The 14,988-nt window shown below is 72.3% G+C and carries 22 protein-coding genes and 1 pseudogene; 10 read left to right on the top strand and 13 right to left on the bottom strand.

Annotation, left to right across the window (positions count from 1 at the left end):
- Positions 1–10: 10 nt before the first annotated feature.
- The 3 genes from H4696_RS32120 to H4696_RS32110 form a co-directional block, all read right to left on the bottom strand.
- A complete protein-coding gene (locus H4696_RS32120; RefSeq protein ID WP_249027080.1) occupies positions 11–247 on the bottom strand; it encodes a HypC/HybG/HupF family hydrogenase formation chaperone in 237 nt (78 codons plus the stop codon).
- Positions 244–858 carry a D-sedoheptulose-7-phosphate isomerase gene (locus tag H4696_RS32115; protein ID WP_086862288.1) on the bottom strand — a complete coding sequence of 205 codons (615 nt, stop codon included), beginning with the start codon at positions 856–858 and terminating at the stop codon, positions 244–246. Before H4696_RS32115 ends, H4696_RS32120 begins: the two co-directional genes overlap by 4 nt.
- 134 nt (positions 859–992) lie before the next feature.
- Entirely contained in the window at positions 993–2,036 is a 1,044-nt protein-coding gene (locus tag H4696_RS32110; RefSeq protein ID WP_086862289.1) for a tetratricopeptide repeat protein, read from the bottom strand.
- A 175-nt stretch (positions 2,037–2,211) separates the two neighbouring features.
- Between H4696_RS32110 and H4696_RS32105 the strand changes: the two genes are divergently transcribed.
- The 3 genes from H4696_RS32105 (at position 2,212) to H4696_RS32095 (ending at position 4,557) form a co-directional block, all read left to right on the top strand.
- Positions 2,212–2,886 (top strand): HNH endonuclease family protein, encoded by a 675-nt coding sequence (locus H4696_RS32105; protein WP_086862290.1) that lies wholly within the window; start codon positions 2,212–2,214, stop codon positions 2,884–2,886.
- A gap of 10 nt (positions 2,887–2,896) precedes the next feature.
- Positions 2,897–3,535, top strand: coding sequence for an alpha/beta fold hydrolase (locus tag H4696_RS32100; protein WP_086862291.1), 639 nt, complete (start codon positions 2,897–2,899; stop codon positions 3,533–3,535).
- A 275-nt stretch (positions 3,536–3,810) separates the two neighbouring features.
- Positions 3,811–4,557 carry a 3D domain-containing protein gene (locus H4696_RS32095; protein WP_086862292.1) on the top strand — a complete coding sequence of 249 codons (747 nt, stop codon included), beginning with the start codon at positions 3,811–3,813 and terminating at the stop codon, positions 4,555–4,557.
- An 8-nt stretch (positions 4,558–4,565) separates the two neighbouring features.
- Here the strand turns inward: H4696_RS32095 and H4696_RS32090 are convergent, their stop codons facing one another.
- The 4 genes and pseudogenes from H4696_RS32090 to H4696_RS32075 form a co-directional block, all read right to left on the bottom strand.
- On the bottom strand, positions 4,566–4,928 hold the full coding sequence (locus H4696_RS32090; protein ID WP_169735056.1) for a GyrI-like domain-containing protein: 363 nt from the start codon (positions 4,926–4,928) through the stop codon (positions 4,566–4,568).
- A 148-nt stretch (positions 4,929–5,076) separates the two neighbouring features.
- A pseudogene (locus H4696_RS50925) lies at positions 5,077–5,226 on the bottom strand (MerR family transcriptional regulator); the annotation flags it as partial.
- A 73-nt stretch (positions 5,227–5,299) separates the two neighbouring features.
- Complete coding sequence (locus H4696_RS32080) at positions 5,300–5,938, bottom strand: nitroreductase family protein (RefSeq protein WP_086862293.1); 639 nt, start codon at positions 5,936–5,938, stop codon at positions 5,300–5,302.
- A gap of 18 nt (positions 5,939–5,956) precedes the next feature.
- The gene (locus H4696_RS32075; protein WP_086862294.1) at positions 5,957–6,934 is read right to left on the bottom strand and encodes an aldo/keto reductase; all 978 of its coding nucleotides are present in this window, start codon (positions 6,932–6,934) and stop codon (positions 5,957–5,959) included.
- A 48-nt stretch (positions 6,935–6,982) separates the two neighbouring features.
- Here H4696_RS32075 and H4696_RS32070 point away from each other — a divergent pair, with 48 nt between their 5' ends.
- Positions 6,983–7,462 (top strand): MarR family winged helix-turn-helix transcriptional regulator, encoded by a 480-nt coding sequence (locus tag H4696_RS32070; RefSeq protein WP_420831572.1) that lies wholly within the window; start codon positions 6,983–6,985, stop codon positions 7,460–7,462.
- On the opposite strand, the gene H4696_RS32065 is transcribed toward H4696_RS32070, so the two are convergent.
- The 3 genes from H4696_RS32065 to H4696_RS32055 form a co-directional block, all read right to left on the bottom strand.
- Complete coding sequence (locus tag H4696_RS32065) at positions 7,463–7,882, bottom strand: ATP-binding protein (protein ID WP_086862296.1); 420 nt, start codon at positions 7,880–7,882, stop codon at positions 7,463–7,465. It lies immediately after the preceding gene.
- A 62-nt stretch (positions 7,883–7,944) separates the two neighbouring features.
- On the bottom strand, positions 7,945–8,724 hold the full coding sequence (locus H4696_RS32060) for a SigB/SigF/SigG family RNA polymerase sigma factor (RefSeq protein WP_086862297.1): 780 nt from the start codon (positions 8,722–8,724) through the stop codon (positions 7,945–7,947).
- Positions 8,721–9,137, bottom strand: coding sequence for an ATP-binding protein (locus H4696_RS32055; RefSeq protein WP_086862298.1), 417 nt, complete (start codon positions 9,135–9,137; stop codon positions 8,721–8,723). The genes H4696_RS32060 and H4696_RS32055 overlap by 4 nt, the downstream gene beginning before the upstream one ends.
- Positions 9,138–9,300: 163 nt before the next feature.
- On the opposite strand from H4696_RS32055, the gene H4696_RS32050 reads away from it, so the two are divergent.
- From H4696_RS32050 to H4696_RS32040, 3 genes are all read left to right on the top strand, one after another.
- Positions 9,301–9,609 (top strand): WhiB family transcriptional regulator, encoded by a 309-nt coding sequence (locus tag H4696_RS32050; RefSeq protein WP_086862299.1) that lies wholly within the window; start codon positions 9,301–9,303, stop codon positions 9,607–9,609.
- Between the two features lie 218 nt (positions 9,610–9,827).
- A complete protein-coding gene (locus H4696_RS32045) occupies positions 9,828–10,181 on the top strand; it encodes an STAS domain-containing protein (RefSeq protein WP_086862300.1) in 354 nt (117 codons plus the stop codon).
- A 59-nt stretch (positions 10,182–10,240) separates the two neighbouring features.
- On the top strand, positions 10,241–11,029 hold the full coding sequence (locus H4696_RS32040) for a metal-dependent hydrolase (RefSeq protein ID WP_086862301.1): 789 nt from the start codon (positions 10,241–10,243) through the stop codon (positions 11,027–11,029).
- Here the strand turns inward: H4696_RS32040 and H4696_RS32035 are convergent.
- Positions 10,992–11,753 carry a nuclear transport factor 2 family protein gene (locus H4696_RS32035; protein ID WP_086862302.1) on the bottom strand — a complete coding sequence of 254 codons (762 nt, stop codon included), beginning with the start codon at positions 11,751–11,753 and terminating at the stop codon, positions 10,992–10,994. The genes H4696_RS32040 and H4696_RS32035 overlap by 38 nt on opposite strands.
- Before the next feature lie 97 nt (positions 11,754–11,850).
- Between H4696_RS32035 and H4696_RS32030 the strand changes: the two genes are divergently transcribed.
- Entirely contained in the window at positions 11,851–12,411 is a 561-nt protein-coding gene (locus H4696_RS32030; protein ID WP_086862303.1) for a TetR/AcrR family transcriptional regulator, read from the top strand.
- On the opposite strand, the gene H4696_RS50380 is transcribed toward H4696_RS32030, so the two are convergent.
- Positions 12,385–13,707 carry a helix-turn-helix domain-containing protein gene (locus H4696_RS50380; protein ID WP_086862304.1) on the bottom strand — a complete coding sequence of 441 codons (1,323 nt, stop codon included), beginning with the start codon at positions 13,705–13,707 and terminating at the stop codon, positions 12,385–12,387. The genes H4696_RS32030 and H4696_RS50380 overlap by 27 nt on opposite strands.
- Before the next feature lie 40 nt (positions 13,708–13,747).
- Positions 13,748–14,161 (bottom strand): hypothetical protein, encoded by a 414-nt coding sequence (locus H4696_RS50375; RefSeq protein WP_225955862.1) that lies wholly within the window; start codon positions 14,159–14,161, stop codon positions 13,748–13,750.
- A 91-nt stretch (positions 14,162–14,252) separates the two neighbouring features.
- On the opposite strand from H4696_RS50375, the gene H4696_RS50370 reads away from it, so the two are divergent.
- Both H4696_RS50370 and H4696_RS32015 read left to right on the top strand, forming a co-directional pair.
- Positions 14,253–14,495, top strand: coding sequence for a hypothetical protein (locus H4696_RS50370; RefSeq protein WP_225955861.1), 243 nt, complete (start codon positions 14,253–14,255; stop codon positions 14,493–14,495).
- A 55-nt stretch (positions 14,496–14,550) separates the two neighbouring features.
- Positions 14,551–14,874 (top strand): hypothetical protein, encoded by a 324-nt coding sequence (locus tag H4696_RS32015; protein WP_158104359.1) that lies wholly within the window; start codon positions 14,551–14,553, stop codon positions 14,872–14,874.
- The last annotated feature ends 114 nt before the right edge of the window (positions 14,875–14,988 follow it).

Genomic DNA, 14,988 nt, shown 5'->3' with positions numbered 1-14,988 from the left:
TCTCCCGCGGCTAGCGCTTTTCCAAGCGTGCGATGGCTTCTCCGGCGTGCACGAGGATGCGGTCGCCGACGCCGGCCTCGACCAGCGCCACACTGACCTCTTCCCGCGTGGAACCGGTGTCCACGACAGCGAGCTCGTCTTCGAGGAGCTCGACCACGGTCACCTCGACCGCGGTGTCGGAGCAGGTGATGCACACCCCGTCGTGGCAGACGGGGCCGGCCGGTCTGTCGGCGCCATCGGCGTTCACGACGCCACCTCCAGCAGACCGGGTTGCTCGAAGAAGACGTGCACCAGTTCCCACAGGACGTGGTACGTGGTCACGTGGACCTCCTTGACTACGCGCGGGTCGGTCGAGCGGGCGACGAGGACGTGGTCGAGACCGGGTGTCGCGGCGATCGCCCCGCCGTCGCCGCCGGTCAGCGCGACGGTGAGCATGCCGAGGTCCCGGGCGGTCTCGAGGGCACGCCGGACGTTCGCGCACGCGCCGTCGGTGGAGATGCCGAGCGCGATGTCGGCCGGGTCGCCGATGATCCGCAGCTGGTGGGCGAAGATGTCGTCGAGGCCGGCGCGGCTGGCGACGCCGGTGACCGTCGCGACGTCCGCGGTCAGCGAGAGCGCGGGCAGCGCGCGCTTGCCGACGATCACCGGGTGGACGAACTCCACCGCGACGTGCTGGGCGTCGGTGCTGGGGCCGCCGTTGCCGAAGACCACGAGCTTGCCACCGCGGTGGAAGCGCCGGGCCATGCCGAGGCACGCCGCCGCGACCGTCCCGGCGTCGTCGGCCAGGGCGAGCACCGGGGCCTTCCGGCGCTCGAAGAGGGTATCGACGGAGTCCGGGTGATTCGGTGACCACGACATCGCGGTACTTCCTCGGAGGCAGCTGCTCGGTGGTGGGAGCCCATTCAGGCTAGAGCTGTGAGGTGGACCACACAATAGATCGAAGGGGGGCCGTGCCAGGCCGCGGAGCGTCACGCGACCGCGCGGACGGCCGGTCAAAAGTGGTGCTCGCGGTCGTCCTGGACGTGCTCCGCCCGGGCCAGCCACTGTTCCGCCTCCTGGGCGGCGCCGCGCGAGCGCAGCATCCGCGCCAGGCTCAGCATGCCCTGGACGTCCCCGGTCCGGGCGGCGCGGCGGAACCACTGCTCGGCCTCCGCGAAGTCCTCGCGGTGCTCGGCGAGGTGGCCGAGGTTGGTGAGCGCCGGGACGCTGCCGTGCTCGGCGGCCTTGCGGTACCAGGCGGCGGCTTCGCCCTCGTCGCCGCGGTTGCGGGCCAGCACGCCGAGGTTCGTCATCGCCGCCGGGTCGCCGCGCTCGGCGGCGTCGAGGTACCAGCTTTCCGCCTCCTCGAGGTCGCCGCGGCGGTGCAGGAGCAGGCCCAGCCGGACGATCGCCTCGCTGTTCCCGCCGGTCGCGCCCTGGCGGTACCACGACTCGGCGTCACCCGGCCTGCCGAGCCGTTCGGCCTGCCTGCCGAGCTGGCAGGTGGCGGCGAGGTCGCCGGCCTGCGCGGCCGAGCGCCACCAGCGGGCGGCTTCCGCGGTCTGCCCGCGGTCGCGCAGCACGATGCCCAGGTCGATCATCGCGCTCGTGGTGCCGGCGTCGGCGGCCTGCCGCAGCCACGACTCGGCCTCCTCGCCCTTGCCCTGCTCGCGCAGCAGGTGCCCGAGCGCGGCGATCGAGGGCAGGTCACCGGTGCGGGCCGCCTCGCCGTACCAGTGCTGGGCCTCGTCGCGCTTGCCCTGCCGCTCGTACGCGCGGGCCAGGTTCAGCATCCCGTGCGGGTCGCCGGCCAGCGCCGCTTCGTGGTACCAGCGCTCGGCCTCTTCCCGGGCGCCGCGCTCGGCCAGCAGGTGGGCCAGCGACGTCATCGAGACGCGGTCGCCGCCCATGGCGGCCTTGCGGAACCAGGTCTCGGCCTCGGCCAGCTCCCCGCGCTCGCGCATGGCGGAGCCCATCCTGGCCATGGCGACGACGTTTCCGCCTTCCGCGGCTTTGCGCTGGAAGAACTCGTCGAACTTCTTGAGCCGACCGGGCATCGGCTGCTCCCTCCGGATGGGTCCTGCTCCGGTAGTCGCAGTTCATGGGCCCGGTGTGACATCGCTGAGAGTGGGCGAGATCACATTCGCGCCAGGTCGTCGTGTCGGCGCGGTTGTCCCACGTCGGCACGGGTGAGACTACGCCGCGCCCCCGCGCAGGTGAGAGGAGAAAATCTTGGCGGCCCGCAGTTTTCGGCTCAGCGTGACGCAACGGATCCTGCTGGTAGTCGCGATCCTCGCGGTCGCCCTGTTCGGGTACTGGGTGACGAGCAGAGGGGCGGGTGCGACCCCGCCGTCCACCGCGGGCCCGGTGCCGGTCAGCGCCGCCGACGCGCAGAAGCAGCTCGACGAGCTGACGATCGCCGCGCGGACGTCGATGGACGGCTACTCGCGCGAGAAGTTCAAGCACTGGGACAGCCAGGGCGCCGGCTGCGACACCCGCGAGGTCGTGCTCAAGCGCGACGGCAAGGACGTCAAGACCGACAAGGACTGCAAGGCGACGGCCGGGACGTGGACCAGCATCTACGACGGCGACACGTGGACGAAGCCGACCGACGTCGACATCGACCACATGGTCCCGCTCGGCCAGGCGTGGGTGAGCGGCGCGAAGACGTGGACGGCCGAGAAGCGCGAGCAGTTCGCCAACGACCTGACCCGGCCGCAGCTGTTCGCCGTCACCGACAACGTGAACCAGCAGAAGAGCGACAAGGCGCCCGACCAGTGGAAACCGCCGCTGGTGTCGTTCTGGTGCACCTACGCGACCGACTGGATCGTGGTGAAGCACTACTACGCCCTGACGATCACGCAGGGGGAGAAAACGGCCTTGACGGACATGTTGCGCCGCTGCTGAGCTGCCCGCCATGACGACTTTCGCGCTGATCCACGGGGGCGGTGGCAGCGGCTGGGACTTCCACCTCCTCGGCCCGGAGCTGGTCGCTCGCGGCCACGACTTCGTCGCGCCGGACCTGCCGATCACCGACCGGGCGGCCGGGCTTTCCGACTTCACCGGCACGGTGCTGGCGGCCCTGGGGGACGCGTCGGACGTCGCCGTCGTCGGGCATTCGTACGGCGGGTTCACGGCACCGCTGGTCGCGGCGAAGGTGCGGGCGCGGGTGCTTGTCTACCTGGCCGGGATGATCCCGGCGCCCGCCGAGCCGCCGGGGCAGTGGTGGGGCAACACCGGCTTCGCCGCGCCGGCCGGGCTGTCCGAGGCCGAGCAGTTCTTCAACGGCGTCCCGGCCGAGCTGGCCGAGCAGTGCCAGGCGCACGGCCGCGAGCAGGTCAGCAAGGAGTGGGACGAGCCGTGGCCGCTGGCCGCCCACCCGGACGTCTCGACGCGGGTGCTGCTCTGCCGCGACGACCGGTTCTTCACCCCGGACTTCCAGCGCCGCGTCGCCCGCGAACGCCTCGGCGTCACGCCGGACGAGATCGACGGCCCGCACTGCGTCACCCTGAGCCACCCGGCCGAGCTGGCCGACCGCCTGGTGGGCTACCTGTAGTCCATGGCCGCTGCGCCGGACGCGCTGAGCGGCTCGCTCGGCGACGGCTTCACCGGCGTCTTGAATGAGTCATTCAGGTCTTCGGATGTCCTGAATGACTCATTCAGGACATCGCAGGCCCACCCCGGCGCGGCATTGCCAGGCCGCTGCGCCGATCGGGTACCGGAAAACCTTAAAGGTCTAGACCTATTGACTGTGTGGTCCAGGCCACTTAGCGTCGTTTTCAGCGGTGAACCCGCCTCCACCCCGGTCCCCACCCATGGAGGTTTCCCGTCGTGCGCTCAGTCAGGGTCCTCGCGCTGGCGGCCTTCGCCGCCGGCGGTCTGCTCGCTCCCGCCGCACCCGCGTCGGCCGCCGCTTTGCCCGCCTGCCAGCACTTCTACCAGGGCACCATCCCGGACCGCCCGGTCACCGGCGGGCAGGGGCCCGGCACGCTCGTCGGCGCCGTCGACGTGACTAACCGGCTGCCCGCGCCCGGTTCGGTCAGCGGCGGGCTCGGCGCCGACGGCAAGGTCACCTTCACCTTCGCCCGCGTCTCCGGCGCGAAGGCGTACCGCGCGTTCCGCAACGGCCAGGCCCTGCAGTGGATCAGCGACTGGGGCCAGCCGACGCTCACCGTCACCGACGCGAGCCCGTGCCAGGACGCGAACTACCAGCTCTACGCGATGACGGCGGAGGACAACTCGCCCGGCTCGCTCGGCCAGATCTCGACGGCCTACCGCCTCGGCACCGGCGACCGGCTCGCGCCCTACCGGATCCCCGCCGGCACCACGCTGAACTACCGCGTCACGTCCTACAACGACGTCGCCCAGACCGCGCTGGGCTACAACGCGGGCCCGGGCTTCTGCGCCGTCGACGCCCGGATCATCCCGTGGGGCACCCGGTTTTCGGTCCCCGGCTACGGCGAGTGCTACGCGGCCGACATCGGCAGCTGGATCAAGGACGACATCGTCGACGTCTGGCTGCCCGGCTCCCAGGCCGACGCCTGGGGCATCCAGCGGCTCACCTTGACCGTCCGCTGAACCCGGCTTCAGTCCAGGCGAACGGCCAGTTCGTAGACGGGATCGTCGGAACCGGCCGCCGCGGGGTCGGCCAGGAAGATCTGCCGCGGCTTCCAGTCGGTGTGCTCGTCGTGGTCGGCGAGCCACCGGTGGAGCGACTCCAGCCCGAGCGCGGTCCCCATGTTCGCCTTGGTCACGCTGACGTACGCCTCCCGGCCCGCCGGTTCGGTGCTCAGCGTCATGTCGGGGAACCGGTCGGCCACGCCGGTGTCGGCGATGGGGCAGCAGAACTCCACGAGCCCGTCGCTGTCGACGTCGAGTTCGCCGTGGTAGCGCAGGAACGGCCGGCCCGCTTCGCCTGCCGGACGCGGGATGGCAGGCCCGCCGAACAAAGCCGGCCAGTTCCCGCTTGGCCCGCCAGAGCTGCCGCTGCTCTTCGACGTAGGCGGCGAGGTGCTCGGCGGCCGCGGCGGCGGGGAGGTCGAGGACCGTCCTGATCCGGGCCGGCGGCAGGTCGAGCCGCCGCAGGTGCGCGATCCGGCGGGCCCGGGCGAGCTGGTCCGGGGAGTACCAGCGGTACCCGGTGTCCGGGGCGACCCGCGCCGGCGGCAGCAGGCCCGATTCGTCGTAGAGCCGCAAGGCTTTGGGCGAAAGCCGCGCCAGCCTCGCGAACGCGCCGATGGTGAGCACGTGGTCCCCCTCGCCCCGGGCGGGCGCCCGGTCACCACTCACGGTGCGCCCGGCCCCAGGGGGAAGGTCAAGCTCACCAGCGGTCGAGGTGCAGGACCTCTTCCAGCGGCTGCCGCGCCGCGGGCTTGAAGGTGTCGCCCGTGTAGAACGCCGTCGGGATCAAGGCCGCCTGGTGCACGTTCTTCGGCAGCTCCAGCACTTCGGCCGCCTCCTGCTCGTACTTCAGGTGCAGCGTCGTCCACGCCGTGCCCAGCGTCACCGAACGCGCCGCCAGCATGTAACTCCACACCGCCGGCAGCAGCGACGCCCACAGGCCGGCCTGGTTGCCCGGCGGCAGCTCCGCGGACGCCGTCTCCAGGCACGGGACCACGAGCACCGGGACGTCACCCATCCGGTCGGCCAGGTACGCGACGCTGTCGCCGACGCGCTGCTGCACCGGGGCCCGCGAAGGGTCGTCGGCGAACTGCTTGCCCGCCGCGTTCGGCGACGCCAGGTACTCGTGGCACGCGCGGCTGTAGATCCGGCCGAGGGCGGCCCGCTGCTCGTCGTCGGTGACGATCAGCCACTGCCACCGCTGCGTGTTCGAGCCGCTCGGCGCCTGCAACGCCACCTGCACGCAGTGCTTCACCAGGTCCAGCGGCACAGGGCGGTCCAGGTCGAGCCGCTTGCGCACGGTCCTGGTGGTGGTCAGGAGCTCTTCGGGCGTCATCATCGGCCCATCATGCCGGGCTCACCAGCGATCGTGCACCAGCGGCCGGATCAGCTCGTCGTACGTTTCGCGGACGCCCGCCAGCGCCTCGGGGGACAACGCGGGCAGCGCCGCCGCCGCGGTGTTCGCCGTGGCCTGCGCCGCGTTGCGCGCGCCCGGGATCACCGTGCTCACGCCCGGCTGGTCGATGATCCAGCGCAACGCGAACTGCGCCAGCGCCTGGCCCTCGGGCACCAGCCCGCGCAGCCGCTCGACGGCCGCCAGCCCGGCCTCGTACGGCACGCCGGAGAACGTCTCGCCGACGTCGAACGCCTCGCCGTGGCGGTTGAAGTTCCGGTGGTCGTTCTCGGCGAACGTCGTGTCCGCCGTGTACCGGCCGGACAGCAGGCCCGACGCCAGCGGCACCCGCGCGATGATGCCGGCGCCCGCCTCCGCGGCGACCGGCAGCACGCGCTCCAGGGGCTTGAGGCGCAGGCAGTTCAGGATGATCTGGACGGAAGCCACGTGCGGCCGCGCCAACGCGGTCAAGGCCTCTTCGCACGTCTCGACGCTGACGCCGTACGCCTTGATCCGGCCCTCGTCGACCATCGCGTCCAGCGCGTCGTACACCGCGTCCGAGGAGTACACCGGCGTCGGCGGGCAGTGCAGCTGCACCAGGTCGAGCGTGTCTACGCCGAGGTTGCGGCGCGACCGGTCGTTCCACTCGCGGAAGTTCGCGGCGACGTAGTTCTCCGGCACCTGCTCGACCCGGCGGCCCATCTTGGTCGCCACGAAGACGTCGCCGCGGTCGGCGAGGAACCGGCCGACCAGCCGCTCGCTGCGGCCGTCGCCGTAGACGTCGGCGGTGTCGAAGAAGGTGACACCGTTGTCGGCGGCCGCGTGCAGCACGCCCAGCGCCTCGTTCTCGTCGACCTCGCCCCAGTCGGCGCCGAGCTGCCAGCAGCCGAGCCCGACGACGGACACCTCGCGGCCCAGCCGGGCGATCTTCCGGTTCTCCATACCGCGATCCAAGCACACGGCCGGCGCCTATGATCGCCGGTCATGGCCATGACTTCGGGTCCGGACGGGCTGGGGACCCGGCTGCGGCACGTCCTCGAACTCCTCGACGGCGACGTCGCGCGGTTCCTGGCCGACATCGGCCTCGAGAGCTACCGGCCGCGCTACTCGCCGGTGGTGCGGGCGCTGCTGGCCCGCGGCCCGCTGGCCATCCGCGACCTCGCCGCCGAGATGCGCGTGACGCACTCGGCGGCCAGCCAGACCGTCGCGCAGATGAACCGGGCCGGGCTGGTCGCGCTCGAACCGGGCGCCGACGCCCGGCAGCGGATCGTGTCGCTCACCGCGAAGGCGCGCGGCCTGCTGCCGTTGATCGAAGCGGAGTGGGCGGCGACGACCGAGGCGTCGGAAGCGCTGGAAGCCGAGCTGCCGTACTCGCTGCGCGCGCTGCTGGACGCGATCGTCGAGGCCCTCGACCGGAAGCCGTTCCGGGAGCGGATCGGGGAGACCGAAGCCGCGCGCGAGCTGCGCTGATCAGTCGTCCGAAACCCGGAAGACCGCCCAGACGAACTTGCCGCCGGCACAGCGTTCGAAGCCCCAGTCCACCGACAGCGCCTGGACCAGCACCAGCCCGCGGCTGCGCGCCTGCGCCGGGGACGGCGCCCGCAGCTCGGGCAGCAGCGCGCCGGTGTCGTACACGCGCAGGGTCAGGTACCCGCCGGCGTACTCCAGCTCCAGCCGCTTCGGCCGCTCGCCGTGCTCGAAGGCGTTCGTGACCAGTTCCGACGTGGCCAGCAGGACGTCGGCCAGCCCGCGCTCGTCCACGCCGTAGCCGAGCAGCGCCGTCCGGACCTCGTGCCGGGCCAGTGCCGGGGCGGTGACATCGGCCGGGAGGGGCACCCTCAGCGGGGCGGCAGCCGCGGCGGTCTGCTGCGGCATCTTCGACGTCGTCATCCGGTCCCCCTCCCAGTGAGTTCGGTACCGCCCGCGAAGTACCCAAGCGGGTGAGCGGCTAATCAGGTGCCTTCGGCCAGCTCGGATTCGTCCAGGCCCGAACGCAGTTTCTTCAGCGTCGCAGCCAGCAACCGCGACACCTGCATCTGGGACACCCCGACGCGGCGCGCGATGTCCGATTGGCTCATCCCGGAGCCGAACCGCAGCGCGACGATCTTGCGCTCCCGGTCCGGCAGGCTCTCCAGCATCGGGCGCAGCGCCTCCCGCAGCTCGGCCTGCCCCAGCTCGGCGTCGGGCGCCCCGAACCGGGTGTGCGCCGCGTTCTCCAGCAGGTGGTCCAGCGAAGCGCCGTAGCGCCCCTGACCGGCGCGAAGCCCCTCGTAGACGTCTTCGATGGGCACGCCGAGGCGGGCCGCGATCTCACTCGGCTTGGGGGCGCGGGAGAGCTGCACGGTGAGCTCTTCGCGCGCGGCCGAGATGTTCGCGTTCAGCTCCTTGAGCCGCCGCGGCACCCGCACCGACCAGCTGTTGTCCCGGAAGTGGTGGCGCAGCTCCCCGGAGATGGTGGGCACCGCGAACGCCAGGAAGTCCGTCCCCTGATCGGGGTCGAACCGGTCGACGGCGTGGATGAGCCCGACCGTGGCGATCTGGACCAGGTCCTCCATCGCCTCGTCGCGGTTGCGGAACTTCCGGGCCAGGTTGCGTGCGAGTTCCAGGTGGGCGCGCACGAGGGTGTCGCGGATGCGCTCGCGTTCCGGCGAATCCGCCGGCAGCCCGGCGAGCTGGGCGAACAGCGCGCCGACGTCCGGTTCGCCGCCGCTGCTCTCGGCGGGACCGCTCACGAGTCCGCCACCTGGCTTTCCCGGACCAGGTCCACCCGGGACAGGTAGCGGCCGTCTTCCGGCGTGATGGTGCGCTCGGCCGTCGTGGCGAGCGCGGTCAGCAGCTGCCAGGAGAGCCCGGTGTCGTCCTCGTGGTCCGGGCTGTCCGAAAAGACCGAGACCGAGACCTCGATGCGCGGCCCGTTCCACGAGAAGACGCACGTCAGCTTCCCGTCGGCGCTGGCGGGGAGCAGCAGCGAGCAGGCTTCGTCCACCGCCATCCGGAGGTCCTCGACGGCGTCGAGGTCGAAGTCCTGGCGCATCGCGATGTCGGCCACGATGGTCCGCAGCGTGGGCACGACGTGCGGGATCGCAGCCGTCCGCACCTCGATGACCTGCGCGCCTTCCGGGACGAGCGGGGCGTTGTCCTCCACGTTTGTTCCTTTCTCCGGCTCGCGCTGCGGGGGGTCGGCGGTGTCCTCTCACGCCCGGTCAGCGAGATGCCCGTGGGGTGAGCAAACCAAACCCGGGTTTGATCCGCTCCACCGGCGGGCATGTAGCCGTCGACATGCTGATCCTGGGAAAGGCGGGGACGACATGGCTGACGTGAGCCGGCTGCCCAACGTGGTTGCTGAAGAGTGGGAATGGCAGCTGAACGGCTCGTGCCGCGGTGCCGACAGCAGTCTGTTCTTCCACACGGACAACGAGCGGGGTTCCGCGCGCGAGCGGCGCGAGTCGCGGGCCAAGGCCATCTGCCAGACCTGCCCGGTCCTGGCGCAGTGCCGCCGGCACGCGATGACCGTGCAGGAGCCGTACGGCATCTGGGGCGGCCTCGGCGAGATCGAACGGCGGCAGCTGTTCCTCCGCCAGCGGAGGGCCGAGCGGAAGACCGTGAGCGCGCACTGACCAGGCACGATTCAGGTGCAGGTGAACAGCTCACGCGAAAGGGCGGCGGCCGTGGCGGGCTCGGCCGCTTCCTGGGTTAGGGTTGGCCCCGGAGTTGCCTTGACCGTGCCCGGCACGGGGTTCTGCCCCGGGCTCTGGAAGGCACGGTGACACGGTTGCCGCTTGAGACAGCAGGCGCGTACCCGGCGCAGGAGCAGCGCCTGACGAGGAGAAACTGCATGCCCGCAGCCGACCAGAACGCCACCCCGCCCGGGTTCGGCATCACGCTGGACACCGACGCGACGGAGCCCCGGGTGGTGGTCACCGGCGAGCTCGATCTGCTCACCAGCCCGCAGCTGCAAGAGGCCCTGGCCGGGCTGATCGCGGACAAGCGGGCGCAGCGGGTCGTGGCCGATCTGACCGGGGTGACCTTCTTCGATTCCTCCGCGCTGAACGTGGTGCTCCGCGCACAACGCCAGGCCGGCGAGCAGGACGTCGAACTCGAGGTCGTGCCGAGCCCCGCGGTGAGCCGGGTGATCGAGCTCACCGGCGTGGCCGAACACCTGAGCGTGTCGGAGGACCCCCAAGCCTGACCGCCCGCTACGGTTCCGCGGACTTGTTTTAGTGCGTGGACCTTGGGGGCGGCACGATGATGGGGCGGACGCACGCCCTGACCGGCTGGTGCGCGGGCTTGGCCCTGGCGCCCGCGGTCGGGGTGGGTTCGGTGCACCAGGCGGTGGTCTTCGCGGCCACCACGGCGGGCTTCGCACTGCTGCCCGACCTCGATCACCCCGGCGCGAGCGCGTCCCGCCTCCTCGGCTGGCTGACCGGCGCCCTGTCGTGGCTGCTGCGGCGCGTGTCGGCGGCGTTCTACGCGCTGACCAAGGGCCCGCGTGACGAGAAGGTCACCGGCCAGCACCGCCACCTCTCGCACACGGTCCTGTTCGCGGCCGGCCTGGGCGCGCTGACGTCGTGGGGCACGGCCACCGGCGGCCCGTGGGCGGTCGTCGGCGTGGTGATCTTCGGGCTGATGCTGGCCGAAGGCGCGCTGGGCGACTGGCTGCTCCCGGTGAGCGGTGCCGCGGTGGCGTGGTGGTTCTTCACCGCCCCGCCGGACCGCGCGGGCGAGCTGGCCTCGATCTCGGGCTGGCTCGGCATCGCGGTCGCGGCGGGCTGCCTGACCCACTGCCTGGGCGACGCGCTCACCGAGTCCGGCTGCCCGTTCCTCTTCCCGATCCCGATCGCGGGCGAGACCTGGTACGAGCTGGGGCCGCCGAAGGCCCTCCGGTTCAAGACCGGGAAGAAGGTCGAGAAGCGGCTGGTCTTCCCGGTGTTCGTGGTGCTCGGCGTGCTGCTGGTGCCCGGGGTGTGGGACTGGTCGGTCAGCACGGTCGAGCGGCTGTTCATCCCGCCGGCGTCCCAGCAGGCGACCACGCCTTGAGCCGTTCCGCGGCCGCGGCGGTGTCGGTGTAGTCGCGGGTGTGCGTGATCACCCCGTCCTCGACGGTCATGACCATGACGTAGGAGACGGCGAAGGCCTCGCCGCGCACCTCCTGGTGCAGGTCGAACTCCGCCACGAGCCGCCGCGGGTCCGTCGTCTCGTGCACGACGACGTTGGCGGCTCCGGTGATCCGCCGGAGTCCGGCGGCCGCGCGGAAGCGGCGCCGGAGTTCTTCCCGGCCCTTCGTCACGCGGGGCACGCCGGGGAGGGTGAAGGGCATTTCCAGCGTGACGTCTTCGGCGTAGAGGTCGGCGAGGTCGTCCCAGCGGTTCTCGACCGAGGCGGCGAGGAAGCGGTCGAAGATCTCGCGCGTGCCGAGCGAGGCGAGGGCGGTGTTCGGGTAGTCGCGATAGGCCGTGATCTCCCCGCCGGTCACCGTCACCACCCCGACCGACGAAGGGTGGCCGGCCACCGCCAGCTCCACGACGAACCCGGTCTCCGTCAGCTCCAGCGCGACCTGGGCTTCCCGCACGCCCAGTGCGTGCGCCCGGGCGCCGGCCGCGCGGAGCTCGGCGACGAGGGCGTCCCGGCCTTCGGTGCGCAGGCCGAGGAACGGCCGCTCGTACACCGCGTCGGCGGCGAAGACGTCCGCGAACGGTTCGGTGTCGACAGTGGACATACCAAGCCGGACCAGCCGGGCGATTTCGGGCACGGTGCGAGGCATCGGAATTCTCCTGGAAGACTGGACGTTGAATCGGAACGGTGAACCCGCTTAGGACGATACGGAGCGATCGCTCCGGTTGTCAACGAGGAGAAGCTTGATGGAGAAGATGCGCGCGGACGCCCGGCGCAACCGGGCCAAGGTCCTGGCCGCCGCGGAAGAGGCGTTCGCCGTCGACGGGCTGGCGGTGCCGCTCGACGACATCGCGCGGCTGGCCGGCGTCGGGGCCGGCACCGTCTACCGGCATTTTCCCAGCAAGGAAGCGCTGTTCCAGGCCGTCGTCCTCGAGCGCATCCAGCAGTTCGCCGACGAAGCCCGCGCCCTCGCCGAAGCCGACGAGCCCGGCGAGGTCTTCTTCGACTACTTCGTCCGCGTCATCCACCAGGCGTCCCTCAACCGGGCCATCTGCGACGCCCTCGCCGAATCCAGTGGGCACGCCTTCAAAGCCGGCGCGGGTGACGACTTCCGCGCGGGCTTCGCGCGGCTCCTCGAGCGGGCGCAGGCGGCCGGGGCCGTCCGGCGGGACATCGACGGGGACGACCTGCGCGCGCTCATCGTCGGCTGCCTCGCGGTCGAGCGGTACACGCCGGGCAGCGCGCACCTCGTCCGCGTCGTCGTCGACGGGCTGCGGGCGTCAGCCGGTCAGGGCGATGTCGCGTAGCTGCGCCCGGCTGGCGATGCCGAGCTTCGGGAACACCTTGTACAGGTGGTAGCCGACGGTGCGCGGGCTGAGGAACAGCCGCGCGCCGATCTCGCGGTTGGACAACCCCGCCGCGGCCAGCTCCGCCACCTGACGCTCCTGGGCGGTCAACGGCCCGGCGGTGGGCGCGGCCGACCCCGCCGCCCGCAGCTCACGGCGAGCCGTCGCCGCCCACTCCGCCGCGCCGAGGCTTTCGAACAGCTCCAGCGCGGTCCGCAGCGCCACTTTCGCTTCGGTGACGCGGCGGTCGCGCCGCAGCGATTGGCCGCGCCGGAGACTGCCGCGCGCCCGCTCGAAGGGCCGGTCGTCGGGTGGGACAAGGGAAAGCCCGCCGGACGCCGCTTCGGCGCGGTCGCGGGCGGCCGCGGCGGCGACGTCCCGGTGCCCCGGCGAGGTGAGCCGTTCCACGGCCGGTTCGTACTCACCGCGCGAGAGGTGCAGTGAGCCCAGCGCCCACCGGGCCTGCGCCGCGGCCAAGGCGTTGTCCTGGGCCGGTGCTTCCCCCAGCACGAGCGCCGCGTGCTCCCGGCACGCCTCCGCGTCACCGCGCAGGGCGGCGAGCCGGGCCAGCACGGCGTGCGCGTCCACCGACGTCACGCGCTGCTCGGCGGCGGTCCGCAGCGCTTCCTCCGCGTGCGCCCGCGCGTCGCCCCAGCGGCCCAGGTCCAGCTCCACTTCGGCCAGCCACGTCAGCAGAACCGCGTACAGCGCGAGAAGCCCGTTGGCGCGCAACCGTTCCGCGGCGACGAGCCCGAACTCCCGCGTCGCCTGCCGGTGCGGCCCGCGGCGGCTGATCGCCATCGGGACGAGCCAGCGGTGCGCGTGCCGTTCGGTGAGCGACGCCGGCACCGCGTCGAGGAGCTGCCACGGATCGGGGACCTCGCCGCCGGCGAACAGCCCGGCCAGGACGTGGTACCCGGGCTCGCAGTCCAGCGCGGTGATCCGCCGCGTCAGCGCGACGACGTCGTCCCACCGGTCGCGGTGGTGCGCGGCGTCGATCGCCAGGAACAGCAGCCTCGCGGCCCGCCCGGGTTCGACCCGGTCCGCGAGCCGCGTCAGGTGGTCCTGCGCGGCGGCGAGGTTCCCGCTGTACAGCTCGATCAGCCCGCGCAGCCGCCCGGTCAGCGGCCGCGCGACGGGCTCGCGGACCGTCCGGGTCATGACGTCCAGCAGCCGCCGGGCCCGCGCCGGATCACCGGCCTTCCACGCCGAGTGGGCCGCCTCGCAGAGCCGGTGCGCCCGCGCGCTTTCGTCCATGCCCCGAAACTAGGGCCGTCCCGCTGAGACCTCGTTCAGGTCACGCAGCTTCCGCAGCGGCGATCTGCAGCGTCGCCCGCGTCCCGAACGCGGTCGCGAGGGCCCCGTCCAGCAGCGCAGGCGCCGCGACCGCCTGCTGGAAGCTCATCCCGAACACGTTCAGCACGATGACGCCGTAGCTCGCGAAGAACCGGCGGCGACGTAGCAGCCGAGCGGTGAGCCCGGCGGTGAGGGCACCGGTCAGCGACGCGGTGCCGAGCAGCCCTATCGCCCAGGCCGGGAGCCCGACGTCCCGGAACAGGAAGACGATCACGATCGCCAGGTGGGCCGACTGGAAGAGGCTCGACACCGCGCCGTGCGCGCTGATCGCCAGCAGGATGCGGTTGCCGCGCACCACTCGCAGCCCTTCGCCGATCTCGCGGAGCAGCCGCCGAGGCCGCGGATCGGGACGCACGTCCGGGGTTTCGATGCGGCGCAGCCACAGCGCCGGCCACAGGCGCGTCCGGCAACTGCTCGCACGGCATCAGCCGGGGGACGTACGTCTGGTGCGCGATGTCGAAGAACACGCCGAGGAGCCCGACCTCGAGGACCACGAACAGCAGCTGGGGCAGGCCGAGCACGCCGAACAGGGCGGCGACCGGGACCGTCGCGATCAGCGCCGCGCGTCCGATGTCGGCGGCGATCAGCAGCGGCACCGCCAGCACGTCGATCCGGCTGCCGAACTGGCTGAGGAGGCCGGCGAGCCACAGCCGGGATTCCAAGGTGGCACATCGGGTAACGAGAAGTAAGATCGACGCGAGTTAGTCCTCGTACCTGCGCTGCGCGTGGCGAGGGGGTGCCCGGATGAGTGGCCGACCTACCTGGGGTTCCGCCGCGGTCACCGGGCTGGCGGGATTCGCCACCGGGCTGCTCGTCGCCGCCCTGCTCGTCGCCGGGCGCCCGACGCCCCGGCCCGCCGAAGTCAGCACGCCGCCGACCAGCACCGTGCCCGCCGTGCCGGTCACCGTGACCGCGTCGGCGCCGCCCTCCACCGTCATCTCGGTCGACACGCCTGCGCCGACGACCACGACGAGCCGGGTGGAGGTCACCGTGACTTCGACGCCGACCTCGGCCACGCCCACCCTGACGTCGACAACGTTGCCGCTGACCAGCGGCTGGCGCGACTGACCGTGCAACCGGCAGGCCGCCGGTCCCGTCTGGCTGTCATGCGAAGGATTCCGTGGATCGCCGCGGCCCTCAGGGGCCGGGCAAAGTCGCGCGGCTCGGCCACTCCGCCGCCGG

The organism is Amycolatopsis lexingtonensis, from assembly GCF_014873755.1.
Classification (GTDB): Bacteria; Actinomycetota; Actinomycetes; order Mycobacteriales; family Pseudonocardiaceae; genus Amycolatopsis; species Amycolatopsis lexingtonensis.
Note: the sequence above shows the minus strand (reverse complement) of the source record. Positions and strands in the feature narration are given on the sequence as shown.